The sequence below is a fragment of the Rhodopirellula sp. J20-39 genome, assembly GCF_057365095.1.
In genome coordinates this window covers 935,368-953,097 of the sequence record NZ_CP195123.1, presented here as the reverse complement: position 1 = coordinate 953,097, position 17,730 = coordinate 935,368, and the positions used below count along the sequence as shown (strand labels likewise).

Annotated in this window: 13 protein-coding genes; 10 read left to right on the top strand and 3 right to left on the bottom strand. The window is 55.9% G+C overall.

What is annotated here, in order from left to right; all coding sequences use genetic code 11:
- The first annotated feature begins 353 nt into the window (after positions 1–353).
- The 4 genes from ACR3ZL_RS03205 to ACR3ZL_RS03190 all read left to right on the top strand — a co-directional run bounded on the left by ACR3ZL_RS03205 (position 354) and on the right by ACR3ZL_RS03190 (position 8,192).
- The gene (locus ACR3ZL_RS03205) at positions 354–1,490 is read left to right on the top strand and encodes an AAA family ATPase (RefSeq protein WP_473649326.1); all 1,137 of its coding nucleotides are present in this window, start codon (positions 354–356) and stop codon (positions 1,488–1,490) included.
- A gap of 124 nt (positions 1,491–1,614) precedes the next feature.
- Positions 1,615–2,811 (top strand): glycosyltransferase family 2 protein, encoded by a 1,197-nt coding sequence (locus ACR3ZL_RS03200; protein ID WP_473653416.1) that lies wholly within the window; start codon positions 1,615–1,617, stop codon positions 2,809–2,811.
- Positions 2,811–4,538 (top strand): hypothetical protein, encoded by a 1,728-nt coding sequence (locus ACR3ZL_RS03195; protein ID WP_473649327.1) that lies wholly within the window; start codon positions 2,811–2,813, stop codon positions 4,536–4,538. The genes ACR3ZL_RS03200 and ACR3ZL_RS03195 overlap by 1 nt, the downstream gene beginning before the upstream one ends.
- Before the next feature lie 72 nt (positions 4,539–4,610).
- Positions 4,611–8,192, top strand: coding sequence for a hypothetical protein (locus ACR3ZL_RS03190; protein WP_486173199.1), 3,582 nt, complete (start codon positions 4,611–4,613; stop codon positions 8,190–8,192).
- Positions 8,193–8,246: 54 nt separating this feature from the next.
- On the opposite strand, the gene ACR3ZL_RS03185 is transcribed toward ACR3ZL_RS03190, so the two are convergent.
- Positions 8,247–9,611, bottom strand: coding sequence for a Gfo/Idh/MocA family protein (locus ACR3ZL_RS03185; RefSeq protein ID WP_473649329.1), 1,365 nt, complete (start codon positions 9,609–9,611; stop codon positions 8,247–8,249).
- A gap of 153 nt (positions 9,612–9,764) precedes the next feature.
- On the opposite strand from ACR3ZL_RS03185, the gene ACR3ZL_RS03180 reads away from it, so the two are divergent.
- Both ACR3ZL_RS03180 and ACR3ZL_RS03175 read left to right on the top strand, forming a co-directional pair.
- Positions 9,765–10,487: an ATP-binding protein gene (locus ACR3ZL_RS03180; protein ID WP_473649330.1), complete on the top strand. Its 723-nt coding sequence runs from the start codon at positions 9,765–9,767 to the stop codon at positions 10,485–10,487.
- Between the two features lie 4 nt (positions 10,488–10,491).
- The gene (locus ACR3ZL_RS03175; RefSeq protein ID WP_473649331.1) at positions 10,492–11,256 is read left to right on the top strand and encodes a hypothetical protein; all 765 of its coding nucleotides are present in this window, start codon (positions 10,492–10,494) and stop codon (positions 11,254–11,256) included.
- Positions 11,257–11,273: 17 nt separating this feature from the next.
- On the opposite strand, the gene lysS is transcribed toward ACR3ZL_RS03175, so the two are convergent.
- A complete protein-coding gene (gene lysS, locus ACR3ZL_RS03170) occupies positions 11,274–12,845 on the bottom strand; it encodes a lysine--tRNA ligase (RefSeq protein ID WP_473653417.1) in 1,572 nt (523 codons plus the stop codon).
- A 372-nt stretch (positions 12,846–13,217) separates the two neighbouring features.
- Between lysS and ACR3ZL_RS03165 the strand changes: the two genes are divergently transcribed.
- Together ACR3ZL_RS03165 and gatA are read left to right on the top strand one after the other, a co-directional pair.
- On the top strand, positions 13,218–13,553 hold the full coding sequence (locus ACR3ZL_RS03165) for a hypothetical protein (RefSeq protein ID WP_473649332.1): 336 nt from the start codon (positions 13,218–13,220) through the stop codon (positions 13,551–13,553).
- A 156-nt stretch (positions 13,554–13,709) separates the two neighbouring features.
- Positions 13,710–15,197, top strand: a complete 1,488-nt coding sequence (gene gatA, locus ACR3ZL_RS03160) for an Asp-tRNA(Asn)/Glu-tRNA(Gln) amidotransferase subunit GatA (RefSeq protein WP_473649333.1) — start codon at positions 13,710–13,712, stop codon at positions 15,195–15,197.
- Here gatA and ACR3ZL_RS03155 read toward each other — a convergent pair.
- Positions 15,194–16,018 (bottom strand): GDSL-type esterase/lipase family protein, encoded by an 825-nt coding sequence (locus tag ACR3ZL_RS03155; RefSeq protein WP_473649334.1) that lies wholly within the window; start codon positions 16,016–16,018, stop codon positions 15,194–15,196. The two genes, gatA and ACR3ZL_RS03155, sit on opposite strands and share 4 nt — an antisense overlap.
- Before the next feature lie 341 nt (positions 16,019–16,359).
- On the opposite strand from ACR3ZL_RS03155, the gene ACR3ZL_RS03150 reads away from it, so the two are divergent.
- A complete protein-coding gene (locus ACR3ZL_RS03150; RefSeq protein WP_473653418.1) occupies positions 16,360–16,968 on the top strand; it encodes a ClpP family protease in 609 nt (202 codons plus the stop codon).
- Between the two features lie 73 nt (positions 16,969–17,041).
- Positions 17,042–17,632 (top strand): ATP-dependent Clp endopeptidase proteolytic subunit ClpP, encoded by a 591-nt coding sequence (gene clpP, locus ACR3ZL_RS03145; RefSeq protein ID WP_473649335.1) that lies wholly within the window; start codon positions 17,042–17,044, stop codon positions 17,630–17,632.
- Positions 17,633–17,730 lie beyond the last annotated feature (98 nt).

Here is a 17,730-nt window from a genome sequence, read left to right as displayed (position 1 = left end):
TTCGTTGTTTCGTTCAAAAACCATCGGACGCCGCGAGGACCAGAGGCAAACCGCTCAGCATCGAGCTTCGGAAGAATAGAGGCGACACTGGGAAACTGTCAACCGTTGAGGCACTCTCACCCTTGCAAACGCGGCATTTTTCAGGAATCGATGGGTCGTTTCGGCTCGATGTCACTCGATAGCAGCGAAATGGATGTCCATAACGCTCCAATCCGAATTAATCAGCGGTGATTCAAAGACCGCAAACCAGCGAACTGAAACCTCGTAAAAAGGACAAGGGATTGTGCCTGTGAGTGCCTGTCACCTACGATTATTGCGAGCATCCGTGACCCTCGATGAAGCTGAGTGATCCTTTGAGCGACTCGCCCTTGCCGCCTATTTTGCCCAGCACTCCGTCGCCGGGTGATGACGATCCCCATTCAGGCTCCAGGGCCAGCGGATCGAATCCATCCAACTCCGTATCCGGTCAACCTCAACCGGTGCTCTCTGAATCAGCTAGACCTGCGGCGGCTCAGCGTCCCACCGTGGATCCTGCTTTTGTCTCGATTGGGAACCTGTTCAAGAAAATCCAGGCTGAAGTCAGCAAACTGTATGTCGGCCAAGACGAACTTGTCCTGGGTACACTGACGGCCTTATTCGCCGGCGGCCACGTTTTGATCGAATCGGTCCCCGGACTGGGGAAGACGCTTTTTGTCCGAACACTGGGACGCATCTTGGGATGCGAATTTGGGCGAATCCAGTTCACCGCCGACCTGATGCCGTCGGACATTACCGGTGCACCTGTTTTCGACATGCAAAAAAGCGAATTTCGATTCCGTGCCGGGCCCGTTTTCACCCAATTGCTGCTGGCCGATGAGATCAACCGCTCGCCGGCGAAGACACACGCCGCACTGCTGGAAATCATGCAGGAATACAGTGTCACGATCGACGGAACAACGCACCCGGTACCGCGTCCCTTCCTAGTGCTGGCGACCCAGAACCCACTGGAAAGCGAAGGCACGTACAATTTGCCGGAAGCCCAGCTCGACCGGTTCATGTTCAAACTTCGAGTCGACTACCCATCGGCAATCGAAGAGACCGAGATTCTCAAACTGCATTCTCAGCAGATCGATTTCAACAAGCGACTGGAATCTGAAATCCGACCGATCACCACGCCTGACATGGTGAACAAAGTCATCGCGATGTGCGGCCGAGTGCGGGTGGAAGAAAGTCTTGTGCAGTACATCAGTGCTTTAGTAAGAGCGACCCGGACGTGGCCCGCTTTTCACATTGGTGCCTCACCTCGAGCCGGAATTTCGCTGATGCAGTCAGCCCGTACGCTCGCTGCGTTTTCGGGACGGGACTTCGCGGTCCCTGACGATGTCATCCAGATCGCGCTACCCGTCCTGCGGCACCGAGTGGCGATGACGGCGGAAGCGGAAATCGAAGGCAAGAATATCGACGAAGAACTGCGAGCCATGATGCGAGGCATCGAAGTGCCACGATCTTAGATCTGTGTAAGATAGTGGTATGAATACCGATCTCGCCTCGACCTCGCCCGCAGCATTTGATGCCGCCGTGCACGCCAAAGAACTCCTTCAAAAGCCCCAGCCCACCGGGGGCGATGGATTCTCGATGACGCAGCACCAACCGATCGAGTCCGGCGAAGCGATGACGCCTGACTTGTCGATCGTCGTCCCGGCGATGAACGAAGAAGACTCGCTGAAAACATTGCATCAGCGAGTGGTCGATGTTTGTCAGGCCAACCAAAAGTCCGTCGAGATCATCTTTATCGATGATGGCTCCACTGACTCGACCTGGGCTCAAATGTGTGAACTGGGCAGCCTCGAATCTGATGGAACGCACCTAACGCGAGCGATTCGCTTTCGGCGGAACTTTGGCAAGGCGGCAGCGTTGTCGGCTGGCTTCTCGGTTGCCCGTGGTGAAATTGTCTTGACGATGGATGCGGACCTTCAAGACGACCCCAACGAGATCCCTCGATTCATCGAAGCGATTGAAAAGGGCCCAACCGATGGACAGAACCCTGGCAAACCAGGCGATGCACCTGGGCAAGATGTCGTCAGCGGGTGGAAGCGAGTTCGGCACGACCCTTGGCACAAGGTGCTGCCCAGTCGTGTATTCAATGCAATGGTCAGCAAACTAACCGGCGTTGCCTTGCACGACCACAATTGCGGCTTCAAGGCTTATCGACGTGAGGTCCTACAAGAGGTTGACTTGTACGGAGAACGGCATCGATTCATCCCCGTTCTGGCAGCAGCCCGAGGATGGCGAGTCGGCGAAATTGAGGTACTGCATCACCCGCGAGAACACGGCGTATCAAAGTACGGCTTGTCGCGGATTGGCAAGGGTTTTCTCGATTTACTCAGCATCTACCTGGTCACCGGTTACGGACGGCGACCACTGCACCTGATTGGGTCAGCGGGCTTGGTCTGTTTTGGGCTAGGAACCGCGGGCATGTTTTACTTGAGTGCCAAGTGGGTGATCTCACGCATTGGCGAAGGCGAACCCTTGCACCTGCATGCCACCGCCATCTTTTACTACTGCATCTTAGCCGTGTTACTCGGCGCCCAGTGCGTACTAGCTGGACTTATCGCGGAACTGATCGTGTCGGCTTCAGCGGCCCGCGATCGCTCGCTGCGATGGCTACAGGTTTCCAACCATGGCTCTGACGCTGCCTCGGATCCAGCATTACCACCGGCTTCCTATAGCGTATCGGCGGTGGCAGGGTTTCAACCCAGTTCACGATCCGCAACTAGTCCCGAGCCCGCAGATACAACCAACGTGAATGCGACCTCGGAGTCAGATTCCTGATGGGATCGCAAGACAGTTCACAAACCCGGCGAGTCCAAATGCACGCGATCTTGATCTGCGTGACATTAGCCTTGGTCGCCGGGCGAATCGCGACAGTGATCAACCCGCAAGGTACCGCAGCATTCTTGAGCGCGAACGATCGCAGTCGCTGGGTTAGCGTGGCGGCGTTAGTTGAAAATGGCACCTTCGCGATCGATGATCTAATCACGTTGAAGTCATCAACCGGACACCGCTTATGGGACACGATCGACAAAGTCCGCCATGTCGGCGACGACGGGAGGCTGCACTATTTCAGCAGCAAACCGACGCTGCTAACGACCTTGATCGCGGGTGTGTATGCGTTGTTCTACAGCGTGACCGGACTGGCGATGACCGCCCACCCGATCTACGTGCCTCGAGCATTGTTGATGTTGATCAATGTGCCAACGCTGGCACTGTTTTTGATCACGATGATGCGATCGATCGAACGGCTGGACGTATCTGATTTTGCGAAACGATTTTGCGTGACCGCAGCTTGCTTCGGCACCATGCTGACTTCGTTCGCACTATCGCTGAACAACCATCTATTCGCTGCCGCCGCGACATCACTGACCCTGTATCTGTATCTGAAAGCCAGCGACCGACACGCCGAACACGTCTCGCGGGATCATTCGAATCGCTCGCGCGGTGTACCGTCATCTCATTCAATCCGAAGCGATAGGACTGACCCGAAAAACCGAACTCGAAGCCTCGGCCAACCGGGGTTTGGAACCTGGGCTTTGGCCGGCGTTGCGGCGGCGATGACGGTTGCGTGTGAACTACCTGCCTTGTCGATGTTTTGTTTGTGGGCGGTACTGTTCGCTTGGTTGACGCCGCGATCGATACCTGGGTTCATCTTAGGTGCCACACTGGTCGCAATCGGGATCTTTGGCACCAACTATTGGGCACATCAAAGCTGGAAAACTCCCTACGCGCATCGTGGGTACGGCGACGTGGTTGCTGGCTACGATTGGCACGAGGACCTGACCCAATCGGACTTTGCGAGAGCTGAATCTTTGCGAGAGGAATTGAGGAAATCCCAACCGTTCGCCGATGCCGACAAGATCCTGCTCCGCCCTCTGACGCTGGGTGGTTACGCGGTCATTGCGGAATTCGAATCCAGCAGTGGGTCGGTACGCCAGCAACAGTTCAAGTTTCAACCCAATTCGCTTGGCAAGTCACCCGCCAATTGGCAGCTCGTCGAGTGGGACGATTGGTACGAGTACCCCGGAAGCTACTGGCGAACGAACAAACGTCGGGGCGTCGACCTAGGCGAACCCAACCGTGGAACTTATTTGTTTCACGCCACGCTCGGGCACTACGGCCTGTTTTCACTCACACCAATCTGGCTGCTGATTCCAACCGGGCTCGCGTTCCAATGCGTCCGCGGACGCCACGAACATCGCCGACTGGCGGCAAGCATTTTGCTAGCAACTGTCGTTTGCATGGCGTTTTATGTCGCTCGACCGGAAATTGACCGCAATTACGGCGGCGTGAGCGTTTGCTTCCGCTGGATGTTGTGGTTCACGCCATTGTGGATCTTCGCAATCGTGCCGGAAGTGAACCAGCTAACAAAGCATGCGACGGGCCGATGGTTTGCCATTGCGCTGCTCGCGGGGAGCGTTTTTTCGGTTGCTACGAGCCTCGATTCGCCCTGGCAAAGTCCGTGGCTGTATCGTTTTGCCTCGTTTTTGGGCTGGTTGGGGTAAGAATGTTGCGAGTACCATCGACCGGCGCACACCGTCGCATCGATTGAGCTCTCAAGGACGAGAACTGCCACGTTGCCCCCCAGGGAAACTGTTTCGGATCAGACCACGAAGCCAGGACGTTTTAAATCGTTCGTGGTGCTGGTGGTTGTTTGCCTAGCAATTTTCTTCATCGTCCGAACACTCGCCCCACAAACAATCGGCGAACAAGCCCGCCGAGTTTTCGAAAAACAACTTAGCGATCACTACGCCAATTGGGACGTTTCGATCCGCCGCGGTGTCTACCGCCCCGGCGTGGGTCTGCAGTTTGAAAACATTTCGCTGAGACCCAAGCAAGGCGACTCGGTTGCCACTCGCTTAAAGGCAAAGATTGGCGACTGGGTGAAGCCCGCGCCCGTGACCGTAGATTCGATCACCGTCTTTGCGGATATCCATCCAGAAAAGTTTCTGGGCGAAGGCAGCCCGATGACAACGCGGCGTGTCGTCATCGACGGCGTCCACGCCAAAGCCGACATTCGCAACGACGGGTCTGTGTCGCTGGCTGGCCTTTGGCCTCCGCCGCAACTGGGCCCCATTTGCCCGCTCGTCGAATTGCATTCCGTTGTCGTCGACCTGGGCGTTGAAGGCGACAACCAACATCCCATTCAACTTCGCTGCCAAGACATTGCGGTGTCGTCCACGATGGGCGCCGATCCGATGCACGCGATTAAGAAGCTGATCTCCGTTCAAGGCGACGGAGATCTATGTGGCGACTTTGACCTTCAGATCCACCAGCGGGAACTTTCCACCACTCGCTCAAGTCTCTCGGTCCAGTGCTCGCTTCAGCACTGGAAGATCGACCAGACACTACTCGCACGAATCGGAAGATGGATTCCAGCAAGCGTGCTGAAATCCGGCGTGCTTTCATCCACCACCAAGTTCCAACTTCGGGGCAACAGCCAATTACGTTTCGACCGCGTCGTCGACGCCGGCCAGACCGCCGGGCTGGACTACTCGTTGGATTGTGAAATTCAAGACGGCGACTATTCGGATAACCGACTTGCCGGTGGCGTCAGTGATGTTCGAGGACGCTTCCGAGCAACGCCACAGCGTTTTGAGATCTTGCCGAGCACCGCCATGGTTGGAGACGCCCGAGTTTCCATCGAAGCGGCGACCGACATCCGGCTGAAAGTGTTACCAACGACCGTCCTCGATGTATCGAACATCCCGATTTCCGCCATTGTGGTCCCAATGGGTGAGTCCAGCGTGGTGGCTTCGGTTGAGAACTCGGACATCACCTTGGCAGCTACGGACTTCCTGATCGACGATCGATTCCGGTCGATCCTGCCTAACGCAACCGTGGTCCTGCTCGATCGCTTTCGCCCCCAAGGCCGCATCGATCTTCAATCACGGTTTCGAAACGCGACCCCAGTACGTCCGAGCAATGCAGCCGACCGTGGCTGGAACATCGAAGCCGGCGTCTTATGCAAAGGCGTTGACGTTCAGTTCGACAAGTTTCCCTATCCGGTCAAACAGCTATCTGGACGCATTGACGTTGCAAACGGAATCATTCAGTCCAGCGGGATTGTCGGTGTAGCGGGTGGCCAACGAGTTCATTGTGACTTTCGGTTGCCGCTAAAACTACACCCTGATGCCATCGTGTCGCCCGAGAAGTCGATCTTGGTACGAACCGAAGGCGGCGTCCCAATTGACAACGCCTTGGTAGCGGCACTGACACCCCGCGACATCCCAGACGCCAACTCGCCTCGCCCTCGTCCGCAACGCCTGGGGGTTGGATTCGCACAAGCGAAGCCTAACCCTGTAGTGGATGCACAAGGCCCAAAGTCAGGTCTCGAATCCTTCGTGCGGTCGCTGCAGCCCCGCGGTGCGATCGAACTGGCTTCCGCGTTAATACAAACGGATGCCAATGGCGTTACCAATCGCCAGTTTGACTTGCGGGTTACCGGTGGCACGCTGCGATACGAAAAGTTTGCCTACCCGCTGTACAACGTCGAAGGTCGGATCCAGGTTCGCGACAGGATGGTCCGCATCATTGGGTTCACAGCGAACAATGTGGGTGCCGCTCGGATTGCTTGTGACGGACTCTATGAAATGCCAACGCCTGAATCAGACGGTCAAGATTCAGAACTGAATTTGCGTTTCCGAGTCGCTGACTTGGCGATGGACCATTCGCTGCGGGTATCGCTACCTGAATCGACCCGTGCCATTTGGGACGAGATCAGTCCAGCAGGCACACTCGACCAAGTCGACGTGCAGATCCATCAGCGTGGGCGAAGACCGATTGATCTTGCCATGTCGGCGACTCAACAGGCTACCGAATCCGCCAACCCCAACTCGCTTAGCATTCGGCCGAAAGCTTTGCCGTACCGAATCGATGTCGTAGGCGGTCAGGTCAAGTTCCGTGACAACCTGATCGAAATCAAAGATCTAAAAGGCCGACACGATGCATCCCGTTTGATCGCCGACGGTCGTTGCGAACCGGATGAAAACGGTCGCTGGCAATTGTCTCTGGACCTGCACTCGGGATGCCGACTGATCCCCGATGATGAACTCATCGCAGCATTGCCAGCACAAATGAGCGACGCGATGCGAGGGCTCGATCTACGGGGGCCACTGGGGATTCGAGGACGCACTCAAATCCGTTTACCCGATCAACGTTCGGGCGAACCGGCGATCAATTGGGACGTGATCGTCCAGCTAGAAGGCAATCGAATTGGAGACGTGGGACCAGTGCATTCGTTGCGAGGTCAGGTTGAAGTTCGCGGCCTAAAAGACGGCGTTGTGCTAAAGACGTCTGGTAAGTTGGACATCGATTCGCTGCACGCATTCGGCTTCCAAATCACCGGGATCCGCGGTCCGTTTTCGATCGCTGGCGACCTGCTGCAAATCGGCACTCTTTCCAGTGGTGTTGACCCAATTGAGGGACTTACGGCGTTGCCCAATGGTGAAACAGCATCACCCGATGGTACGAACCAAAATCAAGCAAAAAGCCAACCGCCGCTTGTCGGGAGTTTATTCGGCGGCATCGTCGACGCCAGCGGCACGGTCGCGTTGTCGACCGGTGATTTCGATGTGGGTGCATCTTTAGCAAACGCAAAAATTGCGACCGTCTTAGCGGAACTGGGACAAACAAGAACCGGCATGACCGGGCGATTGGAAATGAACACTCGCCTTGAAGGCCGACTGGGCGATATTGACCTTTTGAAAGGTTCAGGAACCGGGCGGATCAGCGGCGCGAATCTGTACGAACTTCCGCTGATCGTGCAAACCCTGAACCTGCTTCGCATCACACCCACCGAAGACGTCGCCTTCACCGATGGCGAAACCCAATTCTCGCTGTTTGGTGAGGACGTGCACTTCAACCGACTGACGCTTTGGGGCGACTTGGTCGCACTGGATGGCAGCGGCACGTTGTCTCGCCAGGAGTATCTGGACCTTTCTTTCAACACGCGAGTCAGCCCGCAGAACTTGTTCAGCAAAGTGCTGCGACCTTTGCGTGACAACAGCTACACGTTCTGGACAATTGAGGTCGACGGTCCGCTTTCCGCACCGACGATCCAGCGACGGGCACTCTCGGGTGTTAGCCAAACGCTGGAAGGCATCTTCCCTGGGATGGTCCGATCCACGACCGCAGACACGTCCACGATCTCGCGTTAGCGTCGCATGCGATCACTGTCGACATCATCTTTCGGCAGAGGACCAGAAGCGGTCTTAGGTAGACGACTTACCGGATGGATGTTGATACGGCGCACGATAGGGTCGTCGCAGCTTGGCCGTTGCCTCTTCATCGCCCGGGACGGTGTGCGTTTCGGGATCAAAGGCGAGCGATCGTCCCAGGTCCAACGAGAGGTTTGCCATGAAGCAAGAAGCACTGCTGATATGACCTTGCTCGATATCAGCGACTGGTTTGGACCGTTCATCAACCGCTTTCAGGAAATCACGCATGTGTCCGCGAATGGCCGACGCGACATGCAACTCCATATTCCAATCCTTCTTGTCGTCAACATCCGTGGGATACTTATCGAGTTCTAGCAACGGTTCGCCGCTAAGTTTATTGCCACTGCCGCGTGGTATGAAATCGTATCGATTCACACTTAGCTTCAGCGTGCCTTTATCGCCATACAGGATGGCCGCCCAAGGGTATTGTGGATCAGGTGCATCGCCCCACGTTCGGTGCGTCCACACGACATCGAGTTCATTGAAGTCGAAGGTTGCTGTTTGCGTGTCGGTCGTATTGGCTATCGATTCGGTCTGAACCAAAATGCCACCAGTGCTGTGGATTCGCTGAGGCCAACCCAGCCCAAGTTGCCAGCGAACGAGATCGAGCATGTGAACACACATGTCCCCCATGATCCCGTTGCAGTACTCCATAAAGAGTCGCCACGACCTGGGATGGATAAGCTCGTTATAAGGCCGCAACGGAGCCGGACCGGTCCAGGAATCAAAGTCGAGGTGCTCGGGTGGCTGAATGGTCGGTGGATTCTTGTTCGCTCGCATGTGGTAGTAACAACAGACTTCCGCAAATGCGACGTCACCCAATAATCCTTCTTCAACAACACGCTGCTTCGCCTCGATCAAGTGCGGGGTACTTCGACGTTGGGTTCCGACCTGCACCACGCGTCCGGTAGCTCGCGCAGCATCGAGCATCGCCTTGCTTTCCAGGGTATCGACACCGGTTGGTTTCTGGACGTAGACATCCGCGCCCGCCTGCACCGCCGCGATCATCGGCAACGCGTGCCAGTGGTCTGGTGTGGCGATCAGGACGATGTCCACATCTTTCTCGGCCAGAAGTTCTAGGTAGCTCGCATAGGTACGCGGACGCTGCTTCGATCGCTGCCGACTTTGAATCAGATCGGCGCATTCGTTGAGCTGCTTCGAATCGACATCGCACAGTGAAACCACTTCCACCGGTTCAACGTTCAAGAGCTGCAACAAATCACACTTGCCGTACCAACCGCAACCAATCAAGGCCACTCGCCGAGGCTTCGACGTGCCCGCCGCGTAAGCTTGGGAATGCAACGAAGTCGCCAATGCCGTCGTCGCTGCGGATCGTGCCAGAAATGATCGTCGGTCCATGAGATTTTCAAATTGCCTAGGAAGGGATTCAAGCTAGAGGTTACTAGGATAGACTATCCGCTACCGTGAATCATGGTTTCGTCGTCTGGCGTACTCATCCTTTGGTTTTCAGATCGCCCGGTTTTCAGATCGCCCGGTTCCCTGGTCGCTTATATGCCGCTTACCCACTCGCCCAATCCGTTCGCCAGTCGCTTCGTGCGTCCAGGGCAACTGCTGTATCGGCAGTCGGATTCGCAAAGTCGGAGTGGTGATGACGTCTCGAATCATGCGAACTGGGCTCGTGGGTTGATCGCACGGTTACAGCAATCCAGTTGTGGAGCGATCGTGGGTCCGCATGGCACGGGCAAGTCAACGTTGCTGCACTGCATCGCGGCGGAACTGACAACAAGCATGCCAGGCGGGCAATGGGTTCAATTGCACCGATCCACGGATTCCAATCGTGACGGCATTTTCGGTGCAGCAGCCCGATTAGCTGAGCTGCGTGAAAACATGCTGGTGACGCTCCGTACTCAATCGGCTGTTACGCCGGGCGGTGTGCTGGTCATCGACGGTGGTGAGCAAATCCCCGCTTGGGGTCGCTGGTTAATCCGGCGGCGTGCGATCTCGCGACAACACGCATGTTTGCTAACCAGCCATCGCCCAATTCGCGGCTTTACGACGCTGCACGAAACAACACTGAATCCGCAGGTGGTTCAGTCGCTGGTCACCGAGTTGCTAGAGACGAGCGACGACGAGCCACTCAACGAGTGCATTCGCCAACACATGCTGAAGCTGGATTTCAAGAAGCTCGACAATCTTCGCGATCTCTGGTCAGACCTGTATGATCTGGCGGAACATCATCTATCCACAACCACTTTCAATTCCAATCCCAGGTAGTCCAATGGCAGTCCGAATGAATGTTTTGGTGCTGCGTCCGGGCGGCAGTGGAGGACGCTTTCATCAACAATTTGACGATGTCATCGGCCAATTGCTTGGCCGTCCAGGACTGGATGTGACGCTGCTAGAGCGACTGCCAGCGGCGGACGATACTGGCACCGAACGACTAGCACTAGAAGCATTGGGCGGTCACATCGCTTGTTTAGCTTGGGCCGAACCAGATGCCTTTCAGTCGGAACTAAAGACCGCCGGTAAACCAATGGTCCGGCGTCCACACCAGAACGATCCGGCCGCCAGCCAGGATGACATCAAAGCGTCGCAGGAGAGCTTGGCGAAAGAATGGGGTACGCCTGCCGGCCGAATGTTTTACTTCGACATGCGACAAGACGGTGCAAACACGACGATCTTTGCGTCGTTGCAAGAACTGCTAAAAACGCTCCAAACCCCGATGTTCCAAATACAATCGCTTGGAACCAGCAAGCCAGCATCACGAGCTGCGACACCCGCCAAAGAACCCTCCGGCTCAGCCGCTACCAACGGGTCACCGGTGCCAGCGATCTCAAAACCAATAGCGTCGACAACCGCTGTCACTGAGTCGGTCTCACCCAAACCGGTCTCGACTAAGCCGGTCTCAACGAAACCGGCCAGCCAGCCCAGCGTCACTCGCCAAGATTCCGCCGCTGGTGCGGACACCGTCACCAGCGAAGAGTCCGCCGTCGACAAGCATCTCGACCAGCTCGTCGACGAACTGGATGAACTGAACCTGTAACCGTTTCAGGCTACTTCCTATTCCGGACGTAGAACCGGGAACAAGATCACGTCGCGGATCGATTTCGAGTTGGTAAGCACCATCACGAGACGATCGATACCAATGCCAAGGCCACCGGCGGGTGGCATTCCGTATCGCAATGCTCGAACAAAGTCGTGGTCCATCTTGGCCATCGAGTCTTCATCATCCTGACCATCCAATTGAGTCTTGAACAACTCTTCTTGCAGGTCTGGATCGTTCAACTCGGTGTACGCGTTGGCGAGTTCCATCGATGAGATAAACAATTCAAACCGCTCAGCGATATCAGGATTGTCCGCCTTCCGCTTGGTCAGCGGACAGATGCTGGCGGGATAGTCGATTACAAAGATCGGACCTTCCAACGAGTCTTCCACCTTCTCTTCGAAGATCTCATTGCGAATCACATCCGGGTGCTTGCCCTTGGTTTCGATGCGAAGTTTACCGGCCAATTCGATGACCGCGTCGTCGTCCGCCGGATCAACGTTAGTGGCCTTTTGGAACAAGTCCGCATAGGTCGCACGCTGGAATGGCGGAGTGAAATCAACAACCTTGCCGTTGAACTCTCGCTTGTAGCCGCCACCAATCTTATCGATCGCGTCGCAGATAATCTTCTCGGTCAAGTCCATCATCGATTCGTAATCGCCATAGGCTTGATACGTTTCGAGCATCGTGAACTCGGGATTGTGTCGCGGCGATAGACCTTCGTTGCGATAGACGCGTCCCAGTTCGTAAACCCGTTCCATGCCGCCAACCATCAATCGCTTCAGGTGCAGCTCCAATGCAATCCGCATGGTCAGCTTCATGTCCAACGCGTTGTGGTGCGTTTCGAATGGACGGGCCGCGGCACCACCGGGAACGGTGTGCAAGGTCGGGCCTTCAACTTCACAAAAGCCTTGTTCGTCCAACGTGTTGCGGACACTCTTGATGATCTTCGTACGATCCAAGAACGTTTGCATGACGCCGTCGTTGAACGCCAAATCGGCGTACCGCATCCGTTGACGCAAATCGGCGTTGGTCATACCGGCATGCTTTTCCGGTGGCACTTCCAACATTTTCGTTAGCAGCGTCAGCTCTTCGGCGAAGACGGTTAGCTCGCCCGTGTTGGTGCGCCCCAAACGTCCTTCCACGCCAATCAAATCACCCAAGTCGAATAGCTTGGCGAGATCAAAATTTTCTTCGCCGACCTGCTTCTTGCCGACAAAGATCTGAATGTCGCCAGTCCAGTCGCGGATGTTCATGAAAATCAGCTTGCCAGTCGGACGGGCAAGTTGAATTCGTCCAGCGACTCGTACCTTTGGGCCGATTTCTTCCCCGGGACCGTTATCGGATTTCCATTGACGGTAGTCGACGTCGTCGGATTCCACGTCCGGTAATTCCAACGTGTTGCCGTCCGCAGTTTGGAACTGGATTTCGCCAATTCGGTCGCGGCATTGGCTGACCAGCAAACGATCATCGAAACGGCTGCCCCAAGGATCGATTCCCTTTTTGACAATTTCGTCCAGCTTGTGCCGCCGGGCCGCATGGGGGTCAGTCAGGTCGTTTGAGTTCGGATCGTTGGGTGAATCAGCCACGGCAAGGTAGGTCGCATGAAGGAAGATGGAGAGATCGTCAACGAAGATTGTGGATTTCAGGCCGAAAGCACGCAAGGCGACCACCCATGTCCCCTCGCTTTGTTTTCGGGGGAGTTGGCAGTTTCTACTGGAACTGAGATTCCCGCAGCCGTCGGCCCGGCTTCCTTAAGCCATTTTGGGCTGTCTTTGGGCCGCCTTTGCTTGGTCTAACGAGTGTTTTTGCCAACCAGACCACGGGATGGACCAAACGTGTCCGGGTACTGGCCGATAGTAGTCACGAAGCCTTCGGGTTCGCCCAATCCAAGGACGAGTCACCCGATTCCCCGCTTCTCCACTCAGATATTTTCTCCACTCAGGCAAAGCGAAAACATCATGTCGACCGCAACACTGACCCTCGATCCCGTTGATTCCGCCGCCCTTGAAGTCCGCCCTCGCCGAATCCGACGCACGATGTCGCCCCAGCATTTGCTGCGAATCGCGATGGAAGACAGCGATCAGTGGGTGGTCGAAATGGAATACTCCGACTCAAAAGGAAAACGCACCCGCCGGACGATCAGCCCCGTTCGTTTCACCGCATCGGACCGTTTCTTGGGACTTTGCCTCTGCCGCGAAGAGCCTCGCCAGTTCCATCTGGCTCGCTGCAGCGAATTCCGCCTGATTCCTGCCGGCGAAGTCATCATGCCTGTGAAAATGGTTGAACTTTCATAAGCCGCCCCATTCATGACCCGATTGGATAACTGGTGAACCAATTGGCTGAAAGTTCCAGTGTCATTGTTTCGAAACCGCTGTTGCCGGATACTTGGGGTGCCGGATCCTCAGGCCGGTCGAATGCTCTCGTTTCACTGACTTTTCACGATTTTGATCATGCTGGACTCGGCTACCTCCATCCTCGACGCTCTTCAATCCGGTGACGTGACGGCTAGCGAAGTCGTCCAGCAGTCACTTGCGGCGATCGACTCGACCCAATCAAGCATCAACGCCTACACCCACGTCGCTCACGAATCGGCATTGGCAACCGCCCAACAGGTCGATGCGGATCGCAAAGCGGGAAAAACGCTCGGCCCACTGGCTGGATTGCCCGTCGCCGTGAAAGACGTGCTCTGCACCAGCAATATGCCGACCACGTGCTCGTCGGAAATGCTGCGAGATTTCGTGCCTCCCTATGACGCCACCGTCGTTGCTCGGTTGAAAGCCGCCGGAGCGATCGTGATGGGGAAAACCAACATGGACGAATTCGCGATGGGTGCCAGCACGGAAACCAGTGCGATGGGACTGACGCGGAACCCATGGAACCCGGATTACACACCGGGCGGGTCCAGCGGAGGTGCCGCGGCGGCCGTGGCGGCTGGAACCGTGCCCCTATCAATCGGCACCGACACCGGCGGCTCGATCCGACAACCCGCAGCGTTTTGCGGCGTGACCGGTCTGAAACCGACCTACGGGCGGTGCAGCCGATACGGTCTGGTCGCGTTCGCCAGCAGCCTCGACCAAGCCGGTCCCATGGGCTGGTCCGTCGAAGACGTTGCGATCGCGATGCAAGCGATGGCAGGCTACGACCCCGCCGATAGTACCTCCGTTAACCACGATGTCCCGGATTACCGAGCTGTCTTGGCGTCGACGGATCTACGCGGAATCAAGATTGGCGTCCTCCGCGATTCCCTCAACCAAGACGGCGTTTCCGAATCGGTTCGCAAAGCGGTCAGCGATGCCGAGGAAGTGTATCGCGAATTGGGGGCCGAGATTGTCGAGATTTCGCTGGAACACAGCCCGTATTGGGTGCCCACCTATTACGTGATCGCACCCTGCGAAGCCAGCAGCAACCTGTCGCGGTTCGACGGTGCTCACTACGGATTCCGCGCCGGCAGCGAATCGGCAAGCTCCGACGAAATGGGGCCGCTGGAATCGATGTACCGCAACAGCCGAGCAGCGGGTTTTGGCAGCGAAGTGAAACGCCGGATCATCGTCGGCACCTACGCCCTAAGCGAAGGTTACTACGATGCATACTACAACCAAGCACTGAAGGTACGGCGGCTGATCCGCGGCGATTACGACGCCGCCTTCACGCAAGCCGACCTGTTGCTCGGCCCCGTCACCCCTTCGCCAGCGTTCGCGTTGGGCGAAAACGCCGACGATCCAATCGCCATGTACTTGTGCGATTTGTTCACCGTGGGCGCCAATTTGGCTGGCGTCCCAGCGATCTCACTGCCCGGTGGACAAGACGAAACCGGCTTGCCCGTTGGGATTCAGTTGCAGGCACCGGTGATGGAAGAGTCTCGGTTGCTGTTCGCTGGCAATGCCTTCCAGAGCGTGACCAAGCATCACCAAAGCCGCCCAGCCAACGTGACCGCTTAAGGCTGAGCCGTTTGTGGCTCCAATACTTCGTCCAGGCGTCGCTTGATCAGTGACGCCCAACGCTGATACCCCGCCTCGTTCTGGTGCAGCATGTCACCGCGAAAGAGGTCTCGACGGGGTTGGTCTTGAGCGTCGAGATAGAATTCGGCTGTCGCAACGAAATAGACTCCCGGCAACGTCAGTGCGACCTCACGCAACATGGCGTTGAGCTGGCGAGTTTCCGCCCAAACCTTTTGACGCGACGGCGTGGGAGTGACCTCTACCAACAAAATCGGTGCGTCACGCTGATGTCCCTGAGCCACCTGAATGATCGATCGCACCCATTTTTCGATATCGTTCAAATCATGGTCGTCGGCCGAACCGACGATGTCGTTGGCAACAAAAACGACCGCCGCCTGAAACGAATGCGGCTGGATCAATCTTGGAGCATAAAGCGCGAGATCGCTGTATTTGGCACCTCCATAGCCACGATTGATGACCGGATAAGGAGCCAACCCCTCGGCGGCGTTTGCCCATAAACGGATGCTACTGCTACCGATCAATAAAACGGCATCATCAGGATTCTGTTCGGAAAGGTCGCGTTTCTCGTACTTTTGAATGTCATTTTCCCAACGCTCCGCCGCTGCGAGCTGCTGGGGCGACAACAAGTCGATTACCGAGTTTTCACCGTCTAGCACGGCGGTCGTTGACGAATCCGTATCCTGCGAAGACGACACGGTTTCTTGGGCATCGCAGTATTGAGACTGCAATGTGCTAACCGAAATCAATGCTAGCAAAACAAGTGAATAAGAAACGGGGCGGGATTGGTGTAGGTGGGGCATGCAGTTGATACTGAATTGGGTGGGACGAAATGGTGTGATTTGCGTACTGTGTTGATACTCAACAGTAGATAATGCCGTTTTGCCCGGCCTTGTCACTTGATTGCCAATCGCGAACACTGGTACGACACCGTTCATATTAGTCGAGCGATCACTCGTTTGACCGGCTGCGTACTGACTGACTCTTTGAATTGATTGGTCATTGCGATGGCTGACCATGACACCCGTGCTTTCCCATTGAAGGTAGTTTTCGAATGTCCGATCCGTTTGGTTTTTCCTCTTTCACGAATCCTGAGTTGATGAACCCAGGACTGGCGACGTCGGGCGGCGTTCCGGATCATCAAATGTCCGCCAGCTATGCATCGCAAAGCTACCAACGCCAACGTCAAATGACGTTGGGTGACCTCTTGCTAGAAAACCGAATCGTTTTCTTGCAGGGCGAGATTCACACCGGCAATGCAAACGAGCTGGTCATGAAGCTGCTCTACCTGCAAAGCGAAAATCGCCGCAAAGACATTCACTTCTATATCAATTCACCCGGCGGCAGCGTGACTGCCACGTTGGCGATCTACGACACCATGCAAATGGTTTCTTGCCCGGTGGCGACCTATTGCGTGGGCGAAGCCTGCAGCGGAGCGGCCGTCTTGCTGGTCGGTGGAGCCAAGAAAAAGCGATTCTGTTTGCCTAACAGCCGCGTGATGATGCACCAACCCATGGGTGGCGTGTCGGGCCAGGTCAGCGACATTGAAATTCAAGCGTCGGAAATGTTCCGCTACCGCGACAAGCTGAACCAAATCATTAGCGAACACAGCGGCAAATCGGTCGATCAAATTGCCAAAGACACCGACCGTGACTTCTTCCTGTCAGCGGATGAGGCCAAAGAATATGGGCTGGTCGATGACATCCTACGAACTGAACCAATCGAAGAAGACGACGAAAAAGAAGATAGCTGATCGTCTTAGCGAACGATCACCGTCGACTGCCCCATTCAAACCACTTTATCACTGATACGAAAGCGTCTTTCCCATGCCAGTCATTCCATACGTTGTCGAGAGCAACGGTCGCGAAGAACGCACCTACGACATTTACAGTCGGTTGCTGAAGGACCGGATCATCTTCTTGGGCCAACAGGTTGATGACCAAATCAGCAACGCCCTGGTTGCTCAAATGTTGTTCCTGCAATCGGATGACCCCAAAGCGGACATCCACATGTACATCAACTCACCCGGTGGTAGCATCACCGCGGGGATGGCGATTTACGACACCATGCAGTTCCTAAGCTGCGACGTGGCGACCTATTGCATCGGCCAAGCCGCTTCGATGGGTGCGGTTCTGTTGACCGCCGGTGCGAAGGGCAAACGTTTTGCTTTGCCAAACGCCCGAATCATGATCCACCAACCGCTTGCTGGTATGCAGGGCACCGCTCGTGAAGTTGAAATTCACGTTGGTGAACTTCGCCGCATCAAGCAACGCATGAACGAAATCATGATCGAGCACACCGGTCACTCGCTTGAGAAGATCGAAGAAGACACCGATCGTGACCGATTTATGTCGGCTGCCGAAGCATGCGAATACGGTTTGATCGACAAGGTCGTCAGCAAGATTACTGACAAGTAACTCGATCACGGACAGGTAAACTGGCAAGTCACACGTTGCTTGCCGATCGAAAGCCGGGTGGATACGGAGTGCGGACTTAGCCGATTCAAAAGAATCGC

Bases quoted from the DNA above. Each gene is read 5' to 3' on its own strand.
- ACR3ZL_RS03185 (WP_473649329.1), bottom strand. From the start codon at position 9,611: ATGGACCGACGATCATTTCTGGCACGATCCGCAGCGACGACGGCATTG.
- ACR3ZL_RS03180 (WP_473649330.1), top strand. From the start codon at position 9,765: ATGCCGCTTACCCACTCGCCCAATCCGTTCGCCAGTCGCTTCGTGCGT.
- ACR3ZL_RS03155 (WP_473649334.1), bottom strand. From the start codon at position 16,018: ATGCCCCACCTACACCAATCCCGCCCCGTTTCTTATTCACTTGTTTTG.
- ACR3ZL_RS03175 (WP_473649331.1), top strand. From the start codon at position 10,492: ATGGCAGTCCGAATGAATGTTTTGGTGCTGCGTCCGGGCGGCAGTGGA.
- ACR3ZL_RS03150 (WP_473653418.1), top strand. From the start codon at position 16,360: ATGTCCGCCAGCTATGCATCGCAAAGCTACCAACGCCAACGTCAAATG.
- gatA (WP_473649333.1), top strand. From the start codon at position 13,710: ATGCTGGACTCGGCTACCTCCATCCTCGACGCTCTTCAATCCGGTGAC.
- ACR3ZL_RS03165 (WP_473649332.1), top strand. From the start codon at position 13,218: ATGTCGACCGCAACACTGACCCTCGATCCCGTTGATTCCGCCGCCCTT.
- clpP (WP_473649335.1), top strand. From the start codon at position 17,042: ATGCCAGTCATTCCATACGTTGTCGAGAGCAACGGTCGCGAAGAACGC.
- ACR3ZL_RS03200 (WP_473653416.1), top strand. From the start codon at position 1,615: ATGACGCAGCACCAACCGATCGAGTCCGGCGAAGCGATGACGCCTGAC.
- ACR3ZL_RS03195 (WP_473649327.1), top strand. From the start codon at position 2,811: ATGGGATCGCAAGACAGTTCACAAACCCGGCGAGTCCAAATGCACGCG.